Origin of the sequence: Blautia schinkii, assembly GCF_013304825.1 — a bacterium.
Taxonomy (GTDB): Bacteria; Bacillota; Clostridia; order Lachnospirales; family Lachnospiraceae; genus Blautia_A; species Blautia_A schinkii_B.
Genome location: NZ_JAAWUO010000027.1, coordinates 1 through 22,346 on the forward strand (window position 1 = coordinate 1; position 22,346 = coordinate 22,346).

The 22,346-nt window shown below is 43.8% G+C and carries 15 protein-coding genes, 1 rRNA gene, 1 other RNA gene and 2 other annotated features; of the genes, 16 read left to right on the forward strand and 1 reads right to left on the reverse strand.

The window, feature by feature from the left end; all coding sequences use genetic code 11:
- Positions 1-1,250: bacteriophage abortive infection AbiH family protein (locus tag HFM85_RS15375; protein WP_173739128.1), on the forward strand; the 1,250-nt coding region annotated here is incomplete at its 5' end.
- A gap of 351 nt (positions 1,251-1,601) precedes the next feature.
- On the opposite strand, the gene HFM85_RS15380 is transcribed toward HFM85_RS15375, so the two are convergent.
- Positions 1,602-3,872, reverse strand: a complete 2,271-nt coding sequence (locus tag HFM85_RS15380; protein WP_173739129.1) for a glycoside hydrolase family 3 C-terminal domain-containing protein — start codon at positions 3,870-3,872, stop codon at positions 1,602-1,604.
- A 282-nt stretch (positions 3,873-4,154) separates the two neighbouring features.
- Between HFM85_RS15380 and HFM85_RS15385 the strand changes: the two genes are divergently transcribed.
- From HFM85_RS15385 to HFM85_RS15455, 15 genes are all read left to right on the forward strand, one after another.
- Positions 4,155-4,790, forward strand: a complete 636-nt coding sequence (locus HFM85_RS15385; protein WP_173739130.1) for a VanZ family protein — start codon at positions 4,155-4,157, stop codon at positions 4,788-4,790.
- Between the two features lie 29 nt (positions 4,791-4,819).
- Positions 4,820-5,086, forward strand: a binding site (T-box leader).
- Between the two features lie 87 nt (positions 5,087-5,173).
- The gene (locus tag HFM85_RS15390) at positions 5,174-6,829 is read left to right on the forward strand and encodes a 2-isopropylmalate synthase (RefSeq protein ID WP_173739131.1); all 1,656 of its coding nucleotides are present in this window, start codon (positions 5,174-5,176) and stop codon (positions 6,827-6,829) included.
- A gap of 532 nt (positions 6,830-7,361) precedes the next feature.
- Positions 7,362-8,204, forward strand: coding sequence for a cell wall hydrolase (locus HFM85_RS15395; RefSeq protein WP_173739132.1), 843 nt, complete (start codon positions 7,362-7,364; stop codon positions 8,202-8,204).
- Positions 8,205-8,397: 193 nt separating this feature from the next.
- The gene (gene thrC / locus HFM85_RS15400; protein WP_173739133.1) at positions 8,398-9,891 is read left to right on the forward strand and encodes a threonine synthase; all 1,494 of its coding nucleotides are present in this window, start codon (positions 8,398-8,400) and stop codon (positions 9,889-9,891) included.
- Between the two features lie 91 nt (positions 9,892-9,982).
- Positions 9,983-10,160: non-coding RNA, 6S RNA (ssrS, locus tag HFM85_RS15405), on the forward strand.
- A gap of 59 nt (positions 10,161-10,219) precedes the next feature.
- Positions 10,220-11,278 carry an aldose epimerase family protein gene (locus tag HFM85_RS15410; RefSeq protein WP_173739134.1) on the forward strand — a complete coding sequence of 353 codons (1,059 nt, stop codon included), beginning with the start codon at positions 10,220-10,222 and terminating at the stop codon, positions 11,276-11,278.
- A gap of 51 nt (positions 11,279-11,329) precedes the next feature.
- Positions 11,330-11,917 (forward strand): GNAT family N-acetyltransferase, encoded by a 588-nt coding sequence (locus HFM85_RS15415; protein WP_173739135.1) that lies wholly within the window; start codon positions 11,330-11,332, stop codon positions 11,915-11,917.
- A gap of 24 nt (positions 11,918-11,941) precedes the next feature.
- Positions 11,942-12,856 (forward strand): YihY/virulence factor BrkB family protein, encoded by a 915-nt coding sequence (locus tag HFM85_RS15420; RefSeq protein ID WP_173739136.1) that lies wholly within the window; start codon positions 11,942-11,944, stop codon positions 12,854-12,856.
- Between the two features lie 47 nt (positions 12,857-12,903).
- Positions 12,904-13,124: a binding site (T-box leader), on the forward strand.
- A gap of 99 nt (positions 13,125-13,223) precedes the next feature.
- Positions 13,224-14,243: a phenylalanine--tRNA ligase subunit alpha gene (pheS, locus tag HFM85_RS15425; protein ID WP_173739141.1), complete on the forward strand. Its 1,020-nt coding sequence runs from the start codon at positions 13,224-13,226 to the stop codon at positions 14,241-14,243.
- A gap of 51 nt (positions 14,244-14,294) precedes the next feature.
- On the forward strand, positions 14,295-16,712 hold the full coding sequence (gene pheT / locus HFM85_RS15430; RefSeq protein WP_173739137.1) for a phenylalanine--tRNA ligase subunit beta: 2,418 nt from the start codon (positions 14,295-14,297) through the stop codon (positions 16,710-16,712).
- The gene (locus HFM85_RS15435) at positions 16,712-17,320 is read left to right on the forward strand and encodes a histidine phosphatase family protein (RefSeq protein ID WP_173739138.1); all 609 of its coding nucleotides are present in this window, start codon (positions 16,712-16,714) and stop codon (positions 17,318-17,320) included. The genes pheT and HFM85_RS15435 overlap by 1 nt, the downstream gene beginning before the upstream one ends.
- A 392-nt stretch (positions 17,321-17,712) precedes the next feature.
- Positions 17,713-17,943: a ferrous iron transport protein A gene (locus tag HFM85_RS15440; protein ID WP_119239875.1), complete on the forward strand. Its 231-nt coding sequence runs from the start codon at positions 17,713-17,715 to the stop codon at positions 17,941-17,943.
- Positions 17,944-18,143: 200 nt separating this feature from the next.
- A complete protein-coding gene (locus tag HFM85_RS15445; RefSeq protein WP_173739139.1) occupies positions 18,144-19,805 on the forward strand; it encodes a MotA/TolQ/ExbB proton channel family protein in 1,662 nt (553 codons plus the stop codon).
- 15 nt (positions 19,806-19,820) lie between these two features.
- Complete coding sequence (locus HFM85_RS15450) at positions 19,821-20,960, forward strand: OmpA family protein (protein ID WP_173739140.1); 1,140 nt, start codon at positions 19,821-19,823, stop codon at positions 20,958-20,960.
- Between the two features lie 1,116 nt (positions 20,961-22,076).
- A 16S ribosomal RNA gene (locus HFM85_RS15455) occupies positions 22,077-22,346 on the forward strand; the annotation flags it as partial.

Genomic DNA, 22,346 nt, shown 5'->3' on the forward strand with positions numbered 1-22,346 from the left:
CAAAACAATATATGGTGAAAGGATGTGAAAAAGTCGAGACAAAGTCTACTCGACGACGTTTGATGAATATACTTCTAATCGGAAATGGCTTTGATTTAGCTCATAAGTTACCAACTACTTATAAAGATTTTCTGGAATTTTGTGAAAAGGCGAGGCGTATATATACATTCGATGATCTAGCTACCTTAGATGAATACATCGAAATGAATTTGCTGGAATGGGAAATGCGGGAGCCAATAAAAGAAATATTGAGAACTGCGTTTGCTAAAAGAAAATGTAACAGAAATTATAATGAAAATGGTACATATGATTTAAAAGTAGAAACATCGAATACTGCTTTGGATGAAATGTATACACATATTAAGGATAATGTCTGGCTGAATTATTTTCTAAACCGTTATAAAAAGATGGGACAGAACTGGATAGATTTTGAATCTGAAATTTCAAGAGTTATTCAGGCATTAGAGGATGTGAGATTTCAACTTGAGTGTGAGGGATCTTTGTTTGGTGCTGAAGAAAATAATCAGAATTTGGTATTGTCTATTTTAAAAGTATCTAAAAATACTATGAAAGAGTCTTATCATAGTTTGGACGAAATAGATTGTTTTACGGGATATTTGAATAAAGAACTAGAAAGACTGATACGAGCGTTAGAGATTTATATTGCAGAATTTGTTGGAAAAATAGATGTTCTTTATAAAAACCCCGATATAGAGAGCTTAACTTTGGATCATGTTTTGTCGTTTAATTATTCTGATACATATAAAAGGGTTTATGGAAATGAAAAAAAGATGGAATATAATTATATACATGGAGAAGCAGATATTAATAAGAATATTTTGACGAGTAATCTTGTCTTGGGAATAGATGAATATTTGGATGATGACAGAAAAGATAAAGAACTGGAGTTCCTGACATTTAAGAAATTTTACCAGAGGATATATAAATCTACAGAAAATGATTATTTGAATTGGATGGCTGAAATAAGGAAGGATAAAAGTTACAGGATACATAATCTGTATATTTTCGGTCATTCTCTGGATGTTACAGATAAAGATATTTTGAAGATGTTTATTTGTAATGATAATGTTCAGACAAAGATTTTTTATTACCGGGAAAATGAAGATGATAAACGCGCATTAGGAAAATTAATAAAGAATCTTATATTAATGATGGGACAAGATGAATTAATAAGGAGAACAGGGGGAGTAAACAAAACTATTGAATTTATACCTCAGACAATAGAATAAATGATAAACAATAAAAGTGTTTTGAGTGGTGTGAATCGGAATATAAAGAGTGTGTAAAACATGGGAAGATTTGTCAATCCGGATAACAGTGCTTTTCGGAAGGCTTTAAATTTGGAGATATATGTTGATAAAACCGGGCTTTTGGAATATACGAATCTTGGATATGATCAGGTATACCATAAGGCATTTGTACCAAACGAGGAACTCCGCCAGGAATTATCGAAAGCAGTACGGAGAAAAAAAAGAAAGCTGACAGAAGTGCGAAACCTGTGTCAATGTAAAACCAGGATTCCACTCTGCCAGCTTTTTCTGTCAGTACAATTTTTGAGACTATTGAAGCAATATAAAAAATTATACGAGTTTATTTAATTTTTCAATAATACTCAGAAGTTCCTCTCTGGAAAATCCGCCGAAGCTCATCAGTGCGCGCAGCGGCATGGAGTCGGTCATGGCCAGGGTCATTTCTTCGGAGATGGCTTCAGAAGCTGCTTCGGAGGCAGATTCTTCACCGTCGTTCATGGCAGAGAGATAGGATGCAGTAAGTTCTTTGGCTGTTTCGGAAGTTTTCGGGTTGCGGAACAGTTCACCGAGGGTAGTGTTCATGTGAACATGCATCGGGATCTCCTGGCTGCTGTTCAGCTGGATTTTGCCTTCCAGACGGATATCTCTGGAAGATGCGCCGATAAGGAGCTTATATTCGCCGTTTGCTGCAAACCAGTCGTGAAGATCTGTGTTGTACCATGCAAAGCTTCTTTTATCCAGTTCCATGGTTACAGTTTTGGTTTCGCCTGGCTCCAGGGTAACTTTTTCGAAGCCTTTGAGTTCTTTTTCCGGACGGATCGCGGAATTGGTGCAGTCTTTTACATAGAGCTGCACAACTTCCTTTCCGGCCATATCGCCTGTGTTTGTAACATCAACGGAAACAGAGATGGTATCTTTTTCTGTCGGGTTCCCGTTGGAGATATTCAGATTGCTGTAAGCGAAAGTTGTGTAGGAAAGTCCGTATCCGAACGGATATGCTACATCCATTTCTTTTGTATCATAATAACGGTAGCCTACGAATACACCTTCACGGTATTCGACCTTCTCGCCGCCGCCGAAGTTCAGATAAGAAGGGTTGTCGGACAGCTTAAGAGGCATGGTCTCTGCAAGTTTACCGCTTGGATTTACTTTTCCGTAAAGGATGTTTGCAACAGCAGCACCGCCTGCCTGGCCGCCGAGATATGCCTCCAGAAGGCCTTTCACATCACTAAGCCAGGGCATTTCCACAGGGGAACCGTTGTGGAGAACGATTACTGTGTTTGGCTGAATTTTGAGGATCTCAGCAATGAGACGGTTCTGGCAATTCGGAAGTCTCATGTGGGAACGGTCATATCCTTCGGATTCAAAGCTGTCCGGAAGTCCTGCGAAGATCACAGCTTTATCAGCCTCGCCTGCTGCTTTAAGTGCTTCTGCTGCAAGTGTGTCATCGTAGAGATCTTTGTCTGCAGGGAAACCTTCTGCATAGATAACCTGTGCGTCAGAAGGAACAGAATCCAGCGCATTTGTAATTTTGAAACAGTTGATATGGGAGCTTCCGCCGCCCTGGAAACGTGGTTTTTTGGCAAAACCGCCGATGAAAGCAATTTTTTCATTGGTTTTCAGAGGAAGGATCTGTGCATTGTTTTTCAGAAGGACCATGGATTCCTCGGCAATGCGTTGAGCTTCCTCATGATCCTTTTCCATAGTGAATTCCTGCGGAGCGCGGTTATCAGCGTATTCAAAGATGATGCGTAAGATACGCTCTACAGCCTGATCCAGTATTTCTTCCTTCAGAGAACCGTTCTTTACAGCCTGTACGATAAGTGCGTCATTGGCACCGTTTGAGGATGGCATTTCCAGCTCAAGGCCAGCTTTCAGGCCTTTGACACGGTCATTAACTGCGCCCCAGTCAGACATTACATAGCCTTTGAAGCCCCAGTCACCGCGGAGGACATCTGTGAGAAGCCATTTGTTCTCAGATGCAAAAGTGCCATTGATCTGGTTGTAGGAGCACATGAAGGTGTATGGCTGAGCTTTTTTTACAGCTGTTTCAAATGCCGGAAAATAAATTTCACGCAAAGTACGTTCATCAGCTTCAGAGGAATTGCTCATACGGTGGTATTCCTGGTTATTTGCTGCAAAATGCTTGATGGAGGTTCCGACATGCTGGGACTGTACTCCGTTTACAAAAGCGGCCGCGATTTCGCCTGCGAGATATGGGTCCTCGGAATAATATTCAAAGTTTCTTCCACAGAGTGGAGAACGCTTGATATTTACAGCTGGTCCGAGAACTACGGATACATCATTGGCCTGAGCTTCCCTTCCGATAGTCTCGCCCATTTCTTCCATCAGCTTACGGTCAAAAGAGCAGGCACTTAAAGCAGCAGGTGGGAAGCAGACAGCCTTGATACTGTCGTTCATTCCGAGATGATCGCCTTTGTCATCCTGTTTACGAAGTCCGTGAGGGCCGTCGCTGACCATCACTTCCGGGATACCTAAGCGGTCTACATGTTTCAGATGCCAGAAATCAAGGCCTGAGCACATGCCGGCTTTTTCTTCCAGGGTCATCTGGCTTATGATTTTTTTCAGATCATGTTCCATAAAAAATACCTCCGAGTTGTTTTTTCTTACTATAGACTATAGCATATTATATTGATAAAATATAATAAAAACTTGCTGAAAATAATAAAATATTGCAGTTTTGCAGGTGTGACTCCGGCAAAGTACAGGAAGTATAATTTATTGATAATATTTTGTGGCAAGCCGGAGTGGAAATATATCTGGCTTTTGTTGGAAAAATATAGTAATATACGTAAGAAGACCGGGCAGGTCTGTCAGATAAATCTGTGAGAGCTGTTCGTTTAAAAAGAGAGAGGGCATACAATGAAAGACATCATAGCAAGTATTATCACAAGTGTACTGACAGCTTTATACCAGCCTTTCTGGTTTTCCGTGATCCTGTCTGTACTGGTATTGTTTTTTTATCTTTTTTCTTATCATAATGAGACAGGCGGGAGAGGAATCAGGGGTGCTTTTTCAGTATGGTGGCAGTTTTTTAAGGACAGTGCTTTTTTTCGAAAACTGTTTTTCCTGACTTTTTATACAACCATGATCTTGTTCCGTACGCTGCTGAACAGAGATATGTGGATGAATCCACTTTCTGATGTGATGGGAAACTGGTGGATCTGGAAATATGGAAATGATGGTACCAGAAATCTTACAACGGAGTGTATTGAGAATCTGATGCTGTTTATTCCTTTTACGATTCTGCTGTTTTGGACTGCGGGTAAGCGTATCCTGAAAAAAACAACTTTCCGGAATGCGGTGTGGACGGGATTGAAGATCACATTTGTATTCTCGCTGTCAATTGAATCTCTGCAGCTGTTCCTGAGACTTGGAACATTTCAGGTTTCTGATCTGACATATAATACTCTTGGCGGAGGTATCGGCGGAGCTGTTTACTGGATGGGATATCGATTGACCGGAAAACGAAAAATTACATTGACAAATCAGCTGTAACATGTTACCCTAGTACCAGTTTCAATAAGTGAAATGCACTGATGAGGAATAGTACACAGCGAACGGAGCACAGAGAGCTACTGGCCGGTGAGAAGCAGCGGAAGGGATTTGTGGAACTCGCCTCGGAGCATCTGTCCGAAATCTTTTTATAAGAGAGTAGACACAGACGGTGTCCGCCGTTATCAGGAGAGGATATAAGGATGTCGCTGACATTCCGTATCTGTTAAGTGTGTGAATTTTTATTCATGAAATAAGAGTGGTACCGCGTAGGACAGCAGTTGTCTTTCGTCTCTTGCAGAATCTGCAGAGCCGGAAGATTTTTTTATGCCTGAAAGTAAAAAATCAAACGATTAATTGGAAACAGAAAATGGAGGAAAACAAAAATGATGACACCATCTAAGTACAAACGTCAGTATTACATGCCGCCTGTTAAATGTATGAAATGGGCAGAAAAAGAATATGTAGAGAAAGCCCCGATCTGGTGCTCTGTAGACCTTCGTGACGGAAACCAGGCACTTGTGATCCCGATGAGTCTGGAGCAGAAGGTTGAGTTTTTCAAGCTTCTTGTAAAGATCGGTTTTAAAGAGATCGAGGTAGGTTTCCCGGCAGCTTCTGAGACAGAGTATGAGTTTCTTCGTACACTGATCGAGCAGAATCTGATTCCTGAGGATGTAACTATCCAGGTACTGACACAGGCCAGAGAACATATCATCCGTAAAACATTCGAGGCTGTAAAAGGTGCTCCGAAAGCAATCGTTCATGTATACAATTCCACATCTGTATCTCAGAGAGAGCAGGTATTTAAGAAATCAAAAGAAGAGATCCTGAAGATTGCAGTAGACGGTGCTGCACTTCTGAAGAAGCTTGCAGATGAGACTGAGGGTAACTTCCAGTTTGAATACAGCCCGGAGAGCTTCACAGGAACAGAGCCGGAGTATGCACTTGAGGTCTGCAACGCAGTTCTGGATGTATGGAAACCAACTGCTGATAATAAGGCGATTATCAACCTGCCTGTAACTGTTGAGCATTCCATGCCGCATGTTTACGCAAGCCAGGTTGAGTACATGTGTGATAATCTGAAATACCGTGAAAATGTCATCGTATCCCTTCATCCGCATAATGACCGTGGCTGCGGCGTTGCAGATTCTGAGATGGGACTTCTCGCAGGTGCTGACCGAATCGAGGGTACTTTGTTTGGAAATGGTGAGCGTACAGGTAATGTAGATATTGTAACACTTGGTATGAATATGTATTCACAGGGCGTTGATCCTAAGATCGATTTCTCTGATATGCCGCATATCTGCGAGGTTTATGAGAAATGTACAGGAATGCAGATCTACGAAAGAAGTCCGTACAGCGGAGCTCTTGTATTTGCAGCGTTCTCCGGTTCTCATCAGGATGCCATTGCAAAAGGTATGCACTGGAGAGAAAACGGCGATCTGGAACACTGGACAGTGCCGTATCTGCCTATCGATCCGACAGATGTGGGAAGAAACTATGATGCAGATGTTATCCGTATCAACAGCCAGTCCGGAAAAGGCGGCGTAGGATATATCCTGGAGACAAAATTCGGCCTGAACCTTCCTCCGAAAATGCGCGAGGCTATGGGCTATGCAGCGAAAGCAGTATCCGACCACAAGCACAAAGAGCTTCATCCGGATGAAATCTTCAGTCTGTTCAAATCTACTTTCGAGAATGTGGTTGAGCCGTACAGCATCAATGAGGTTCATTTCCAGCAGAAAGACGGCGGCATTGTAACACGGGTAACTTCTACATTCCGTGGAAAAACCATTGTCACAGAGGCTGCCGGAAATGGTCGTCTGGATGCAGTCAGCAACGCACTGAAGAAAGCTTACGAGCTGAAATATACACTGGAGACCTATCAGGAGCATGCGCTGGAGCAGAGTTCCACATCAAAGGCTATTGCTTATGTCGGAATCCGTAAACCAGACGGAACTCTTGCATGGGGTGCTGGTGTTGACCCGGATATTATCCGTGCGTCCATCGATGCGCTGGTAACAGCGATCAATAACCGCTGAAAATAAAAAAATATTGTCAAAAACAGTCGGGCAAAATAGCTTGACTGTTTGAAGCTGCAATACTATAATCAGAGCTGTAAAACAAGAGAAGAAATTGTCCTGACAGGCAGATAGAAGTACATTTTTCGGAGATCACGTGCACGATATTCGAAGGAAATGTGAAGTCTATCTGCCTGTTTTTGTGTGAGAGAGAAACATTTTGCCAGGATAAAACCGGTTCTGCGATTCAGAGAGAAACAGCATGTATGTGGATAACCAAGTAATTCCATGTGGATTCAATGTGGAATGAATGTGGAAGAACTGTGGATAACACGAAAATACCTCCGAAGCATGCAGAAATAGGCAAAAAAGCTTGACATAGCTGCTTTTATTAAATATAATTTTCTCATACATTACAGAAATGTTACAGATAAAGTGATGAAAGCAAAAAAAACGTAACGATTCGTATTCTTTTGGAAACAGATAATAATGGGGCTATGAGATCTGATTCCGGAATGATCGTTGCAGAAAATTCAACGCAAGGAATGAGATTATGAAAAGTAAAAAAGATTTACGTGAGGATGCCATAGGACAGGACGATCGTAAAAATGAAAAGGTCAGAGGAAATTCCGTGCGCAGTTTTGCAGTGCTGACTCTGTTCGCGGTGCTGGCGATGGTTATTTCTCTGGGGACAAAAGTGTTTAGCGAAAATAGCAGCGGCAAGGTTTATGCAGCTTCTGATACGAAGGTCGTTTCTTCGGATTCATCGGATGAGGAAGTGGCAGTTCCTACCGGAATTGCAGGAGTTGTTACCGGAGTTTCGGATACACTGTCATCCGGCAGCACTGTCACCAGGATCGGAAGCTCCTGTGAGCAGGTGATCGTAGGACAAAGAGTAAAAAAAGTCGAAAAAACTGCAGCAGACCTCAATGTAAGTTCTTCTATGGAGAACAAGGTCAATGAACTGGATGCAAGATCTATTACACTTGCTGAGAATCCTACTCTGATGTCAGATGAAGATTATGACACACTGCTGCGCATTGTAGAGGCAGAGGCAGGAAGCGAGGATATCAAGGGACGCGTTCTGGTAGCCAATGTGATCATGAACCGTGTAAAGAGCGAGAATTTTCCGGATACAGTAACGGAGGTTGTCTGGGATAACAGCGACGGAGTTCCGCAGTTCTCACCAACCTATGACGGAAGGATTAATGAAGTTACAGTTTCTGATGAGACAAGGGAAGCTGTGAAGCAGGCTTTGAAAGGAACAGATTATTCAGAAGGGGCACTTTTCTTCATTCAGAAATCTGCAGCAGAAGCTCATAATGTGAAATGGTTTGAGAAGGATCTTAAGAAACTTTTCAAGTATGGAGTTCACGAATTTTATACATACAAATAAGAAGTGTATGTTAAGTACAGAAAATACCGCCGGCACCGTAAAGAGGCCGGCGGATTTTTTTCGGGAATTCAGCGTGCGGAGTTACCGGAAGGAATCTTTTTTAAAAGGTGGTGGCATTTTCCGTAATTCCATGCTATAATGTGGTGAAGTTCGAAAGAAACTAATATTTTACAAATAGAAAGGCGGAACACCAATGCAGGTATTGTACAAAAGCACCAGAGGAAAAGAGCAGGCAGTTACAGCGTCTATGGCCATACTGAAAGGCCTTTCTGAGGACGGCGGACTGTTCGTGCCTGACAGCATCCCCAAGCTTGATGTGCCAATGGAGAAGCTGGCACAGATGACTTATCAGGAAACAGCATATGAAGTTATGAGCCGTTTTCTTACAGATTTTACAGAGGAAGAGTTAAAAGACTGTATCAATAAGGCATATGACAGCAAATTTGATACAGAGAAGATCGCTCCTCTTCATGAGGCAGGCGGGGCTTATTTCCTGGAGCTGTTCCACGGCGCTACCATCGCATTTAAAGATATGGCACTTTCCATCCTTCCACATCTGATGACAACAGCTGCGAAGAAGAATAACGTCAAGAATGAGATCGTGATCCTCACCGCAACTTCCGGCGACACAGGTAAAGCAGCAATGGCTGGCTTTGCAGATGTACCGGGAACCAGGATCATCGTATTTTATCCGAAGCATGGTGTAAGCCCTATTCAGGAGAAGCAGATGGTAACTCAGAAGGGGGCAAATACCTATGTTGTGGGAATCACAGGCAATTTCGATGATGCCCAGACTGCAGTTAAGAAGATGTTCAATGATCATGAGATGGCAGCAGAGCTTGACAGGGCAGGATTCCAGTTCTCCTCTGCAAACTCTATCAATATCGGACGTCTTGTTCCGCAGATCGTATATTATGTATATGCTTATGCAACACTGGTACATGATGGGAAGATCGAGGACGGCCAGGAGATCAATGTGGTAGTTCCTACCGGTAATTTCGGAAATATCCTTGCTGCATACTATGCAAAACAGATGGGGCTTCCGATCCATAAACTGATCTGTGCATCCAATGAGAACCGTGTTCTCTATGATTTCTTCCGTACAGGAACATATGACAGAAAACGTGACTTTATCCTTACAACATCTCCGTCCATGGATATCCTGATCTCCAGCAACCTGGAACGCCTGATCTACCGTCTCGCAGGTGAGGATGCTGAGAAATGTGCAGAGCTTATGAAATCTTTAAGCGAGGGCGGTGAGTACACGATCACGGACGAGATGAAAGCACAGCTTCAGGATTTCTACGGTAATTTCTGCAGCGAAGATGAGACTGCCGAGGCGATCAGTGAGACATATAAAGGCAGCAATTATGTGATTGATACGCATACAGCAGTTGCAGCCGGCGTATATAAGAAATATGTAAGCGATACAGATGATCATACACCGACTGTTATTGCTTCCACAGCAAGTCCGTATAAATTTACAAGAAGTGTAATGGAAGCTCTTGGAGAGGAGCATAAAGATCTGGATGATTTCGGCCTTGTAGATGCACTTTCCAGCCTTTCCGGAGTTCCGGTTCCGCGTGCAGTTGAGGAGATCCGTACTGCTCCTGTACTTCATGACAGAGTTGTGGATGCACCGGATATGCCGGATGCAGTAAGAGATATTCTTGCTATTGTTCACTGAACAGTAACCATCAAATAATAAAAATCAGTAAGATCGTGTATTTTCTGTTGAAAAAGCACAAATACTGGTTTATAATAAAAACAACAAAAACCGAATCCTGGAATGTTCGATCCCCCTTTTCTTTTTGAACCTACATTGACATTTTGGGAATCCAAGATCGCAGATTGGATGTCAGACCTCACGTTGTGGTAGGCAGAAGATACTGTTGAGGATACCCACCTAGCATCTGCTAGGCGTCAAAAATAAGGGAACGGCATCCCGGGATTAATCGGTTAAAGACATAGAGCCGGTTAATGGCTCTTTTTTCATATATGGGAGGAATTATAGTATGGGTGTTTCTGAAAGAAAATTTGGAACACTTCCCACAGGGGAAGAAATAAAGATATATCATCTTGAGAATAAGTCAGGAGCATATGCAGAGGTGCTTTCGTTTGGCGCGATTCTGGCGAAGATATGTGTTCCGGATAAGAACGGAGAACTTAGAGATGTGGTTCTGGGATATGATGATATCGAAGGCTATGAAGTGAACGGATGCTTTTTCGGAGCGATCATCGGAAGAAGCGGAAACCGTATTGAGAATGCCAGATTCTTTATTGATGATAAAGAAGTGGTTCTTGCTGAGAATGAGAATCATAATAACCTGCACAGCGGCCCGAATGGTTTTGAGAAGAAGCTCTGGGAGGTAAAAGAAATCTCCCAGGAGAAGAACAGTGTGGACTTTTTCCGTATCAGTCCTGACGGAGAGAACGGATTTCCGGGAGAGTTTACTGTTGTTGTGAAATATGAGTTTACAGAGGAGAATGAACTGAAGATTATTTACAGAGGACGTTCTGATGTGGCTACTGTAGCTAATATGACCAACCATTCCTACTTTAATCTGAATGGAGAGGGAAGCGGGAATGTGCTGGATCAGGAAGTCTGCATCCATGCGAAATATTTCACTCCTGTAAAAGATAGCCAGTCAATCCCTACAGGGGAATATGTATCTGTTGAGGGAACACCGATGGATTTTAATGTTTCCAAACCTATCGGAAGAGACATTGAGGCTGATTTTGAACAGCTGAAGCTGACTGGCGGTTATGACCACAACTATGTGACAGACAATTATGCAAGGGGAAATGTACGTGCCATTGCCAGTGCATACTGTAAGGAGTCAGGTATTGGAATGGAAGTTTCTTCAGATTGTCCGTGCGTGCAGTTTTATGCAGGCAACTTTATTATAGACGAGAAGGGGAAGAAAGGGCATGTTTACCATCAGCGTGACGGATTTTGCCTGGAAGCACAGGTTGAGCCTAATGCAGTAAATGTGGAAGATTTTCATTCTCCGATTCTGCGTCCGGGAGAGGAATACAGTTCCGAGACAATTTATCGGTTTTTTGTAAAATAAATGCTGCCGGTCTGGAGGAAGGCAGTGAAAGAAACAGAGGTATGAGGAGCAATGCAGATACGTGTAGCCGGAGAAAATGATGCAGCAGTACTTGTGGAGATCTATTCTTACTATGTAGAGAAGACAGCAGTCACATTTGAGTATGAGACGCCTTCCGTGGAGGAATTCGCGGGAAGGATCCGTGATATCCAGAAGAAATATCCATATATTGTGGCAGAAGAGAACGGAGAGATCCTGGGGTATGCCTATGGTTCTGCCTTTCATCCGAGGAGTGCCTATGGATGGTGTGCCGAGATGTCCATTTATGTGAAGCATGACAGAAGGGGAATCGGTGCAGGTGGAAGGCTTTACCGCGCTCTGGAGAGTCTTCTGGCTGAGATGGGAGTGCTCAATCTGAACGCCTGCATTGCAGTTCCTCAGAAAGAGGATGAGTACCTTACCAATGCCAGTGTGGATTTTCATAAACATTTTGGATACAAGAGAGTGGGAATGTTCCACAGATGCGGCTACAAATTCAACCGCTGGTATCATATGGTATGGATGGAGAAGATGATTGGTGAGCATAAGAGTGTGCAGCCGGAAGTGAAACCTTTTCCGGAGATCCAGGATAAAATCTGTTTTGATCGCTTTTCCTGGTAAAAAAAGAAACTCGAGGGGGTCAGCATGGACGAGGATAAAAAGAAGCGAAATGTGATTCAGCTCATGCTGGGATTTGTGAGGCGGGCCAACGGAGATCATGTCAGTGCATATGCTGCCCAGGCGGCGTACTTTCTTATTATGTCGTTTATTCCGTTTATCCTGTTTCTTACAACACTCATCCGCTATACACCATTAAGCTACAATGTTGTCCGGGATGCAATCGTAGGATTCGTCCCGGGAAATCTTCAGACATTTGTGCTGAGTATTGTGGTTGAGGTATATAAAAGAAGCACTGCGATCGTACCATTGTCTGCGCTGATGGCACTGTGGGCATCCGGAAAAGGAATGCAGGCCATAACTAATGGCCTGAATACAATCTATCATGTGAAGGAGACACGAAACTGGCTGATGAACAGGATATATTCTGTTTTTTACATGCTGCTGTTCGTTTTGGCCATTATTGTCAGCCTTCTGATGCTGGTTCTCGGAAACAGGATACAGGTGGCAGCGCAGAAAACAATTCCTATTCTTGGAAGTCTGATGGCGAAGATTATGGGAGCCAGAACACTGCTGGTGTTTGCAGTTCTTATTGTGGTTTTTCTGGTTCTTTATAAGGTGCTGCCTAACAGGAAGGCAACTTTTAAGAGTCAGCTGCCGGGAGCTTTTATCATTGCAGTGGCCTGGCTTATTTTTTCCTACGGATTTTCCCTGTATTTTGAATTTTTTCCGAATTTCGGAAATATGTATGGAAGCCTGACAGCACTGATCATGGTAATGCTGTGGCTTTACGTGTGCATGAACCTGATTCTTTATGGCGCAGAGATCAACGCGTACTTTGAAAATGAGTTCCGCAGAGCACAGAAATCTGTCAAAATACTGCTTGCCAAAAGAGAAGCGGAGAAGAATGCTGACGAATCCAAAGATTCCAAAGAATCCTGATTTGCGCTTGACAGAAAGCAGACCTTGTGGCATAGTATTAAAAGACAGAAAAAGCTGTGAAGGTGCTAGAGAGGATTATTTTCTCACAGAGAAGGGAAGTCATCGGCTGTAAGCTTCCCCGGGTTCAGATGATCCTTGAATTTCCCACCGGAGCTTCCTCTCTGAAGTAGCAGTAGGAGATGACGTGTGCTGCGCGTTAAGCAGTCAGGAGATGCCCGTGATTTTTTTACGGGAAACTGGGTGGTACCGCGGATATTCCGTCCCTTTTATAAGGGACGGTTTTTTTATTGCCTGATTCCGGATTTTTCAGATCAGGCTGTGTATCATTTGAACATTTAAATTTTAAAGGAGAAATAAGACCATGGATATGAAAGAAAGACTTCAGGAACTGGCTGAGAACGCCAGAAAACGGATCGAGGAATCCGAGGGCCTGGATAAGCTGAACGATGTGCGTGTTGCATATCTTGGAAAAAAAGGTGAGCTTACAGCAATCTTAAAAGGTATGAAAGATGTCGCTCCGGAGGAGCGTCCGAAGGTTGGCCAGCTTGTCAATGAGACAAGAGCAAAAATCGAGGAGCTTCTGGAAACTTCAAGGAAAGAGTTTGAGGAAAAAGTCCGTGAGGAGAAAATGAAGGCTGAGGTTATCGATGTAACACTTCCTGCAAAGAAGGCAAAGATCGGTCATCGTCATCCGAACACTATCGCTCTGGAAGAAGTTGAACGTATCTTCATTGGAATGGGATATGAGGTTGTAGAAGGTCCGGAGGTTGAGTATGCAGACTATAACTTTACAAAACTGAACATCCCGGAGAACCATCCGGCAAGAGATGAGCAGGATACTTTCTTTATCAATGATTCCATTCTGCTTCGTTCCCAGACATCGCCGGTTCAGGCACGTGAGATGGAGAAGGGCAAGCTTCCGATTCGTATGATCGCACCTGGACGTGTATTCCGTTCTGATGAGGTGGATGCAACACATTCTCCTTCTTTCCATCAGATCGAGGGTCTTGTTATTGATAAGAACGTTACTTTTGCAGACCTTAAGGGAACTCTTCAGGAGTTTGCAAAAGAGCTGTTCGGACCGGAAACCAAGACAAAATTCCGTCCGCATCACTTCCCGTTCACAGAGCCAAGTGCAGAGGTGGATGTATCCTGCTTTAAATGCGGCGGAAAAGGCTGCCGTTTCTGTAAAGGTTCCGGCTGGATCGAAATCCTTGGCTGCGGTATGGTTCATCCGAATGTTCTCCGTATGTGCGGAATCGATCCGGATGAGTATACAGGATTTGCCTTTGGTGTAGGTCTGGAGCGTATCGCACTTCTGAAATATGAGATCGATGATATGCGTCTTCTGTATGAGAACGACAGCAGATTCCTGAAACAGTTCTAAAATAGCTGAAGATCCTTATAGTAAATATAGAAAAAAGAAGGGACAACCAAAATGAATACTTCATTATCTTGGATTAAAACATATGTGCCGGATCTGGATGTAACGGCACAGGAATATACAGATGCCATGACTTTAACAGGTACAAAGGTAGAAGGCTTTACAGAGCTGGATGCAGATCTTGACAAAATCGTGATCGGTCAGATCGACAAGATCGAGAAACATCCGGATGCAGACAAGCTGATCATCTGCCAGGTAAATATCGGAACAGAGAGTGTACAGATCGTAACAGGTGCTCCGAATGTAAAAGAGGGAGACAAAGTTCCGGTTGTTCTTGATGGCGGACGTGTTGCAGGCGGTCATGACGGAAAAATGACTGCTGGCGGAATCAAGATCAAAAAAGGCAAACTTCGCGGCGTGGAGTCTTGCGGTATGATGTGCTCCATTGAAGAGCTGGGAAGTACAAGAGAGATGTATCCGGAAGCACCAGAGTACGGAATCTATATTTTTCCTGAGGATGCAGTAGTTGGTGAGAGTGCTGTTAAAGCACTTGGCCTTGACGATGTGGTATTTGAGTATGAGATTACTTCCAACCGTGTGGATTGCTACGGTGTTCTTGGAATCGCAAGAGAGGCAGCAGCAACTTTTCAGAAGAAATTCTGTCCGCCTGTTGTAGAGATTAAGGGAAATGATGAAAAAGCCTCCGATTATGTAAAGGTTACTGTGCAGGATCCGGAGCTCTGCCCGCGTTACTGTGCAAGAGTTGTAAAAAATGTCAAGATCGGCCCGTCTCCGAAGTGGATGCAGAGATGCCTGGCTTCCAACGGAATCCGTCCTATCAACAACCTGGTTGATATTACAAACTACGTAATGGAAGAATTTGGACAGCCGATGCATGCGTATGACCTGGATACTATTGCAAACAAAGAGATCGTTGTACGTCGTGCGGGAAAGGATGAGAAATTTGTTACACTGGATGGTCAGGAGCGTACTATGGATGAGAACGTTCTGATGATCTGTGACGGTGAGAAAGCAGTTGGTATCGCCGGTATCATGGGTGGTGAAAACTCCATGATCACAGATGATGTGAAGACAGTTCTTTTTGAGGCTGCATGCTTCGATGGAACAAGTATCCGTCTTTCTTCCAAGAGAATCGGTCTTCGTACAGATGCTTCCGGTAAATTCGAGAAAGGTCTTGACCCGAACAATGCACAGGCAGCTATTGACCGCGCATGCCAGCTGATGGAAGAGCTTGGCGCAGGTGAGGTTGTCGGAGGAATGGTTGATGTCTGCAATGAGACAAGAGAGCCATCCAGAGTTAAATTTGAGCCGGAGAAGATCAACAAGCTTCTTGGAACCAGTCTTACAAAAGAAGAGATGATCGAATATCTCGGACGTGTAGAGCTGGCATATGACGAGAAGACAGATGAGATCGTTGCACCTACTTTCCGTCAGGATATCCACTGCAATGCAGACGTTGCAGAGGAAGTTGCAAGATTTTACGGTTATGATAAGATTCCGATGACACTTCCGACAGGAGAGGCTACAACAGGTAAACTTCCGTTCAAGCTTCGTATCCAGGAAGTTGCAAGAGATATTGCCGAGTACTGCGGATTTTCAGAAGGAATGTCCTATTCTTTCGAAAGCCCGAAGGTATTTGATAAGCTCTGTATCCCTGCAGACAGTGATCTTCGTAAAGTTATCACTATCAGCAATCCGCTTGGAGAGGACTACAGCATCATGCGTACAAGTACGCTGAACGGTATGCTTGCATCCCTTTCCACTAACTATAACAGACGTAACAAAGATGTTCGTCTTTACGAACTTGGAAATGTTTATCTTCCGAAGTCATTGCCGATCACAGAGCTTCCGGATGAGCGTACCATGTTTACACTTGGAATGTATGGAAAAGGTGATTTCTTCGACATGAAAGGTGTATGCGAGGAGTTCTTTGAGAAAATCGGCATGAAGAAAAAAATTAATTATGATCCGAAGAGCGCGAAGCCGTTCCTTCATCCTGGAAGACAGGCAAATATGATTTATGAGGGTAAAGTTGTCGGATATTTAGGAGAGGTTCATCCATCTGTTGCAGATAACTACTCCATCGGTGAGAAGGCGTATATTGCAGTGATCGATATCCTGGATGTTCTTGAATTTGCAGGCTTCAACCACAAATACACCGGAATTGCAAAATATCCGGCTGTAACACGTGACTTAAGCCTTGTAGTTCCTCACGAAGTTCTTGCAGGACAGATCGAGGAGATCTTTGACCAGAGAGGCGGAAACATTCTGGAGAGCTATCAGCTGTTTGATATCTATGAAGGTGCACAGATTGAGAAAGGCTTCAAATCCATGGCTTATTCACTGGTATTCCGTGCTCATGACAAGACTCTTGGAGAGAATGAGATCTCAGCAGTAATGAAGAAAATCATGAACGGACTGAACGGACTTGGAATCGAGCTGAGAAGCTGATGCTGATCTATATTGTAAGACATGGCCTGACAGAGTGGAATAAATTAAAAAAGCTCCAGGGCGCAGCGGATGTTCCTCTTGCGAAAGAGGGGATTCTCCTTGCGGAAAAAACAGGCGAGGCTTTAAAGGATGTAAAGTTTGATATCTGTTTTACCAGTCCGCTTTCAAGGGCAAGGCAGACGGCAGAGTGCGTTCTGGGCGACCGGAATGTTTCGATCATACCGGACAAGCGTATTCAGGAGATTAATTTCGGTGATCTGGAAGGCGGCTGTGTGAGAGATGCAGAGGGGAATTATATTGATCCGCAGGTTGAGATGTTTTTCCGTGATCCTGTGAATTTTAAACGGCCGGAAAATGGAGAGGATATCTTTGATGTGATTGCCCGCACAAAAGATTTCTGGGAAGAAAAAACTTCAGATCCATCCCTTACGGATAAAACGGTTCTGGTTGCTTCCCACGGATGTGCAGTCCGCGCACTTCTCCAGAATATCTATCATGATCCGGAGAATTTCTGGCACGGATGCGTGCCTCCGAACTGCTGTGTCAATCTTGTAGAAGTGAAGAATGGGAAAACAGTACTTCTGGAAGAAGACAAAGTTTACGCATAAATAGTACTGAGAAACGCAGAATAACTGTAGTGGTTGTTCTGCGTTGTTTTTTTGTGAAAAATATACAGGTTGCGATTGACTAATTACGATAAAGCGAGATAAAATATACAGGAGAAACAAATATTTCAGAAAAATAAAAGTTAAACTCTCCTAATTCTATAAATATACAGAATTGCGCGTTAATTTAACCGAATCAAGTAAGTCCCCTGCTTCAATTGCGAGGAGCAATAAGCAGTGGGTGGGACTTACTTGTATCAGGAGGGGTACAAGCCCCTCCTGATAAACTGCGGAGCAGTTATTCGGTTATGAGCAAGTAGCGAAAGCGGATTGCGAATATCCGATTGACAAGATTACACAAGGAGAGAGAATAATTACCGACAGTGACGTGACATATGAAATGGGGTGAGTATATGCAGTCATTAAATGAGACCAATGCAGGTGAAAGTTATACCATCAAATGGATGACCGGAATGCCGGAGATCATGGATCAGATCAGGCAGTATGATGTCAGGGAAGGCAAGAGTGTGCAGGTGATCAGCCGGATCCTCGGAGGCGTGATTGTTGGTGTCAGAGGACGAAGAATCCTGATCAGTGATGATGCAGCCTGCAGGATCAAGGTGTGAATGTTAAATAAGCGGCGGATACTTTTATCCTCGCGGGATATTGCCGGTGAACAGTAACAAGGACAGTTCTTTTTGAAGGGGAATTGTCCTTTACTGTTGTTTTGTGGGATGTGTTATGATACTATGGTACAAAAGACAGACTTTTTTCGAAAATATAGCAGTAATTTATGAAAATGCTATAGAATAAGGGGAGGCAAATTATGGGAAAAAAGTTTATGAATACAGTGCTGTTTCTGGCAGTAGCCGCGGCAGCCGCGACGCTCACTGCTTATGTGGGTAAGGGGTCCGGAAATGTATTATTTTATAATTTTGCTTTTCTGGGGATCATGGTGATCATATATGCTGTGGGACTTTTTGCCGGGTTATACCGGATGGATAATCTGACAGCAGCTCTGAGGCATGGAGCAAGTGAGATCACAGAAGTGTTTCAGCTTCCGGGAAGGGCCAGAAAAGAAGAAATCAGTCAGTTACGGGGGCTTTTTGGCGACAAATATCTGGATAAGAAGATGGATGATTTTGTCGACAGCATCAGCCGGACAGAAGAAGGAATTGCTGAGGTGGAGGACTTCGTGAACATTGATGATGTGGATGTTCATATTCACAAGCGTCTTCTGGAGATGGCTCCGGATATTTTTACAAGCCTTGGTATTCTTGGCACATTTATTGGTCTTGTGTGGGGACTGAAGAATTTTCAGCCTACGGATTATGAGGTGATGACAACTTCCGTATCTGCACTGGTAGATGGAATCAAGGTTGCGTTTCTCACTTCTATTTATGGCGTTGCGCTGTCTGTTGTGTATACATTCGGGATGAAGAGCGGATATTCTTCCATGTCCCAGGCTATGCAGGATTTTCTGGATCGTTTTCATGCACTGGTACTGCCTACTGCAGAGAATGAGTCATGGAATCTTCTTGTTTCCAGCCAGAAGACACAGACTGAGGCCATGAAACAAATGGCAGAGCAGTTTTCCGTGCAGATGGCAGACAGCTTTGAGAAGGTGATCACACCGACATTCCGGAAGATGAACGATTCCCTTGATATGCTGACTGCTTCTGTGACTAAAGGGCAGCAGGATGCTATCCGTGAGATCCTGGATACATTTTTGAGTGAGATGCACGGATCTTTTCAGATGCAGTTTGAGGACTTTAATGATGCTCTGTCAGAACTTAAGAAGGCGCAGAAGGATAATACAGAGTATACCTCCGAGCTCTATAAGACCATGAGTAGCCAGCTGAGCGAAACCTTTACCAAACAGGAACGAGCTATGCGTGATGCTATCACAGAGATCGATGAGATGCAGAGTAAATATATGAAGACTGCAGACCGTATTATCCGTGATAACCAGATGATCCAGCAGCTTCAGAAGAAAGAGTATGAGAAGCTTGCAGAGCATATGCACGAGAATGAAAAAGCATCGTCTGATCTTTGGAAGTCCTGCAATGAGTCTATGCGCCAGTATGTGGACAGTGCAGCGGAGGGCATGAAGACTGCAGCAGATTCCAATAAGATCAGCGCAGAGCTTCTTCGTGAAGATAAGAAGATGATCGGGAATTTTGAGACTAAGATGAATGAATTCACTGAGAGCCAGAAAATGGTCAGTGCAACACTGGATGAGGTACGCAGACTTCTTTCTGAGATCAAGACTGCGAAGAATAATCGTGATATTCATCTGGTTGCCGGTCAGCCGTGGGGATATGGAAGCGGTGCCGGGGTGCAGGAACTGAAGGAGAAACTTGACAGTCTGGAAGATCTTTTGGATGGCCAGGGTGCGAGACAGGAGGCTCTTCTTGATGAGATTGAGAGGAGTATCCGTGAGATGACAAAAGTAGCCCAGAAGGGACGTTTTGGCTTATTTAAATAAAGGAGAGAATTGTTAATGCGCAAAAAACGAAGGTCAGAGGATGGAGGCTTCAATATCTGGCGTTCTTATTCGGACATGATGGCAGGTGTTCTGCTTCTTTTTGTGCTGATCATGTGCGTTACCCTTTTTCAGGCACAGAAGAGCTATGATGACAGCCTGAAGGAGAGGGATGAAAAAATTGCTCTTCAGGAAACGTATACGGAAGAACTTCTGGAGAAACAGAAGACTCTTGATGAGCAGGCTGGTACTTTGAAAAGTCAGGATGAACAGATCAAGTCCAAGGATGAAACGATCAAATCTCAGGATGAAAAGCTTTCTTCTCTGGCGGAGAGGCTTACAGAACAGCAAAAGACCCTCGAGGAACAGCAGAAAACACTTAAGGAGCAGCAGAAGAAGTTGGCTTCGCAGAAAAAGAAACTAAGTGCCCAGCAGGATACTCTTGAGGAGCAGCAGTCTGCACTGGATGAAAAGACAGAGCTTTTGGCAACTCAGCAGCAGAAGATCGATAAGATCATTGGTGTGAAGGCTGAGGTTGTGGAGGCTTTGCAGAAGGAATTTTCAAAAAAGAATCTCAATGTTGATATTGATTCCCAGACTGGTGCGCTGACATTGAACGCTAACGTTATGTTTGATTATGATCAGGCTGAACTTACGGATTCCGGTAAGATGACGTTGTCTATGGTGTTGCCTACATATTGTAAGGTTCTTCTGGCTGATTCTTATAAGAAGTATCTTGGCGAGATCATTATTGATGGTTATACAGATACGGATGGTGATTACAGCTATAATCTGGAACTGTCACAGAAGAGGTCTCTGGCTGTGGCTCAGTATCTTCTGGATATTGAGGGGGATTTTTTGAAGGATAAGCAGATTCAGGAACTTCAGGACTGCCTGACTGTTAATGGACATTCCATGTCAGATCCTGTTCTGGATGCAGATGGGAATGTGGATAAGGATGCGTCCAGGCGTGTAGAGGTGAAGTTCCGGCTCAAAGATGAGGAAATGATTCAGGAGCTGAACAAGATCATGCAGGCAGATGGGACTTCTGAAAGTAAGAATAGCAAGGCCGGTACAGATAAGAAGGCGAAAAAAGATGATAGTAAGGATTCTTCGACAGATTCTGGTAGTGCGAAGTCAGATAGTAAGAATAATTGATGTGTGAAGTGGAGAGGTTCCGGACTGCGGCGTTTGTGGTCTGGGGCTTCTTTTTTTGTATTAACGAACGTACGCCGTGGAGTTGGGGTCTGGCCGGGCAGGGCTTCGTCGGGGGAAACTACTAGGACTCCGTGAATCGGCTAAAACCATTTCCAAAAATCCTGAACTCGCTGCGCTCAGACAGCAGGATTTTTGAAAATAACGCCGCTCCCCGCAGCCCAAGTAGTTTCGACCCTCCTGCAGAGTTGCCCGGCCAGACCCCAGCTCCACGGCTGGTAGTCAATTGGGTGAAGGACGGATGCGGACGCGATTCGCGCCCTGTCCTGCGTTGTGGGAAGTAGTGTGAGGGTGAAGCGGTATTGGTATGACGGTGAGGTTAGAAGAGTGTGATGTGAGGAACTTTCTCGGCACAACGTTCCACATTGAATACCGCAGCATACAGACAAAAGTCAATAGTGTTACACATCGAAGATGTAACACAAGTTCCGTGCCCAACGGGGTGGGAGCGCGAGGGAGGGCGTTCGGGCTTCGGAACTCTGAGATCGCCTTCCCTCGCACTGTCCACATTGGAAATGTGACGTGCGTAGCCAGTGGTCCCTCCATGCCAATGGAAATTAACAAATTTAGCCAAACAAACAAAATAATCAAAAAAATTTGAATTTTATGGTTGACAAGCATAACTCCCAGTGGTATTATAACTGAGCTGTCGCAAATAATTGTTTTTGAAAAACAAACAATTAAAAAGAATTTCAGAAAAATGAAATTCACAGTTGACAAAAGACAGAAGATATGATAAAGTATCCAAGTCGCCAACAAAGCGGCAACAAAATCTTAACTCAAAAATGTTTGAAAAAAACTTTAAAAAGTGCTTGACAAACAAAAAGAGATGAGATAAAATAAACGAGCTGTCTGAGAGACAGACACAACAAACCTTGATAACTAAACAGTGAAACACATACGATTCTCGAAAATTTCTTTACATTTAAAGAACGGTTCGGGTGAATGCGAAAGCATGAACCTGCTCCGATGAGCGGAAGCGAGTCGGAGTTACGACCTATTTAGCAGTAAAAACGAGAGATAGCCAAACGGTTGTCTTGAGTAAATGAATCAAACATTTTATCAGAGAGTTTGATCCTGGCTCAGGATGAACGCTGGCGGCGTGCTTAACACATGCAAGTCGAACGGGAAACCTTTTATTGAAGCTTCGGCAGATTTAGATTGTTTCTAGTGGCGGACGGGTGAGTAACGCGTGGGTAACCTGCCTTATACAGGGGGATAACAGTCAGAAATGACTGCTAATACCGCATAAGCGCACAGAGCTGCATGGCTCAGTGTGAAAAACTCCGGTGGTATAAGATGGACCCGCGTTGGATTAGCTAGTTGGTG

Bases quoted from the DNA above. Each gene is read 5' to 3' on its own strand.
- pheT (WP_173739137.1), top strand. From the start codon at position 14,295: ATGAATACTTCATTATCTTGGATTAAAACATATGTGCCGGATCTGGAT.
- HFM85_RS15410 (WP_173739134.1), top strand. From the start codon at position 10,220: ATGGGTGTTTCTGAAAGAAAATTTGGAACACTTCCCACAGGGGAAGAA.
- HFM85_RS15415 (WP_173739135.1), top strand. From the start codon at position 11,330: ATGCAGATACGTGTAGCCGGAGAAAATGATGCAGCAGTACTTGTGGAG.
- HFM85_RS15440 (WP_119239875.1), top strand. From the start codon at position 17,713: ATGAAATGGGGTGAGTATATGCAGTCATTAAATGAGACCAATGCAGGT.
- HFM85_RS15445 (WP_173739139.1), top strand. From the start codon at position 18,144: ATGGGAAAAAAGTTTATGAATACAGTGCTGTTTCTGGCAGTAGCCGCG.
- thrC (WP_173739133.1), top strand. From the start codon at position 8,398: ATGCAGGTATTGTACAAAAGCACCAGAGGAAAAGAGCAGGCAGTTACA.
- pheS (WP_173739141.1), top strand. From the start codon at position 13,224: ATGAAAGAAAGACTTCAGGAACTGGCTGAGAACGCCAGAAAACGGATC.
- HFM85_RS15420 (WP_173739136.1), top strand. From the start codon at position 11,942: ATGGACGAGGATAAAAAGAAGCGAAATGTGATTCAGCTCATGCTGGGA.
- HFM85_RS15390 (WP_173739131.1), top strand. From the start codon at position 5,174: ATGATGACACCATCTAAGTACAAACGTCAGTATTACATGCCGCCTGTT.
- HFM85_RS15450 (WP_173739140.1), top strand. From the start codon at position 19,821: ATGCGCAAAAAACGAAGGTCAGAGGATGGAGGCTTCAATATCTGGCGT.
- HFM85_RS15385 (WP_173739130.1), top strand. From the start codon at position 4,155: ATGAAAGACATCATAGCAAGTATTATCACAAGTGTACTGACAGCTTTA.
- HFM85_RS15395 (WP_173739132.1), top strand. From the start codon at position 7,362: ATGAAAAGTAAAAAAGATTTACGTGAGGATGCCATAGGACAGGACGAT.
- HFM85_RS15380 (WP_173739129.1), bottom strand. From the start codon at position 3,872: ATGGAACATGATCTGAAAAAAATCATAAGCCAGATGACCCTGGAAGAA.
- HFM85_RS15435 (WP_173739138.1), top strand. From the start codon at position 16,712: ATGCTGATCTATATTGTAAGACATGGCCTGACAGAGTGGAATAAATTA.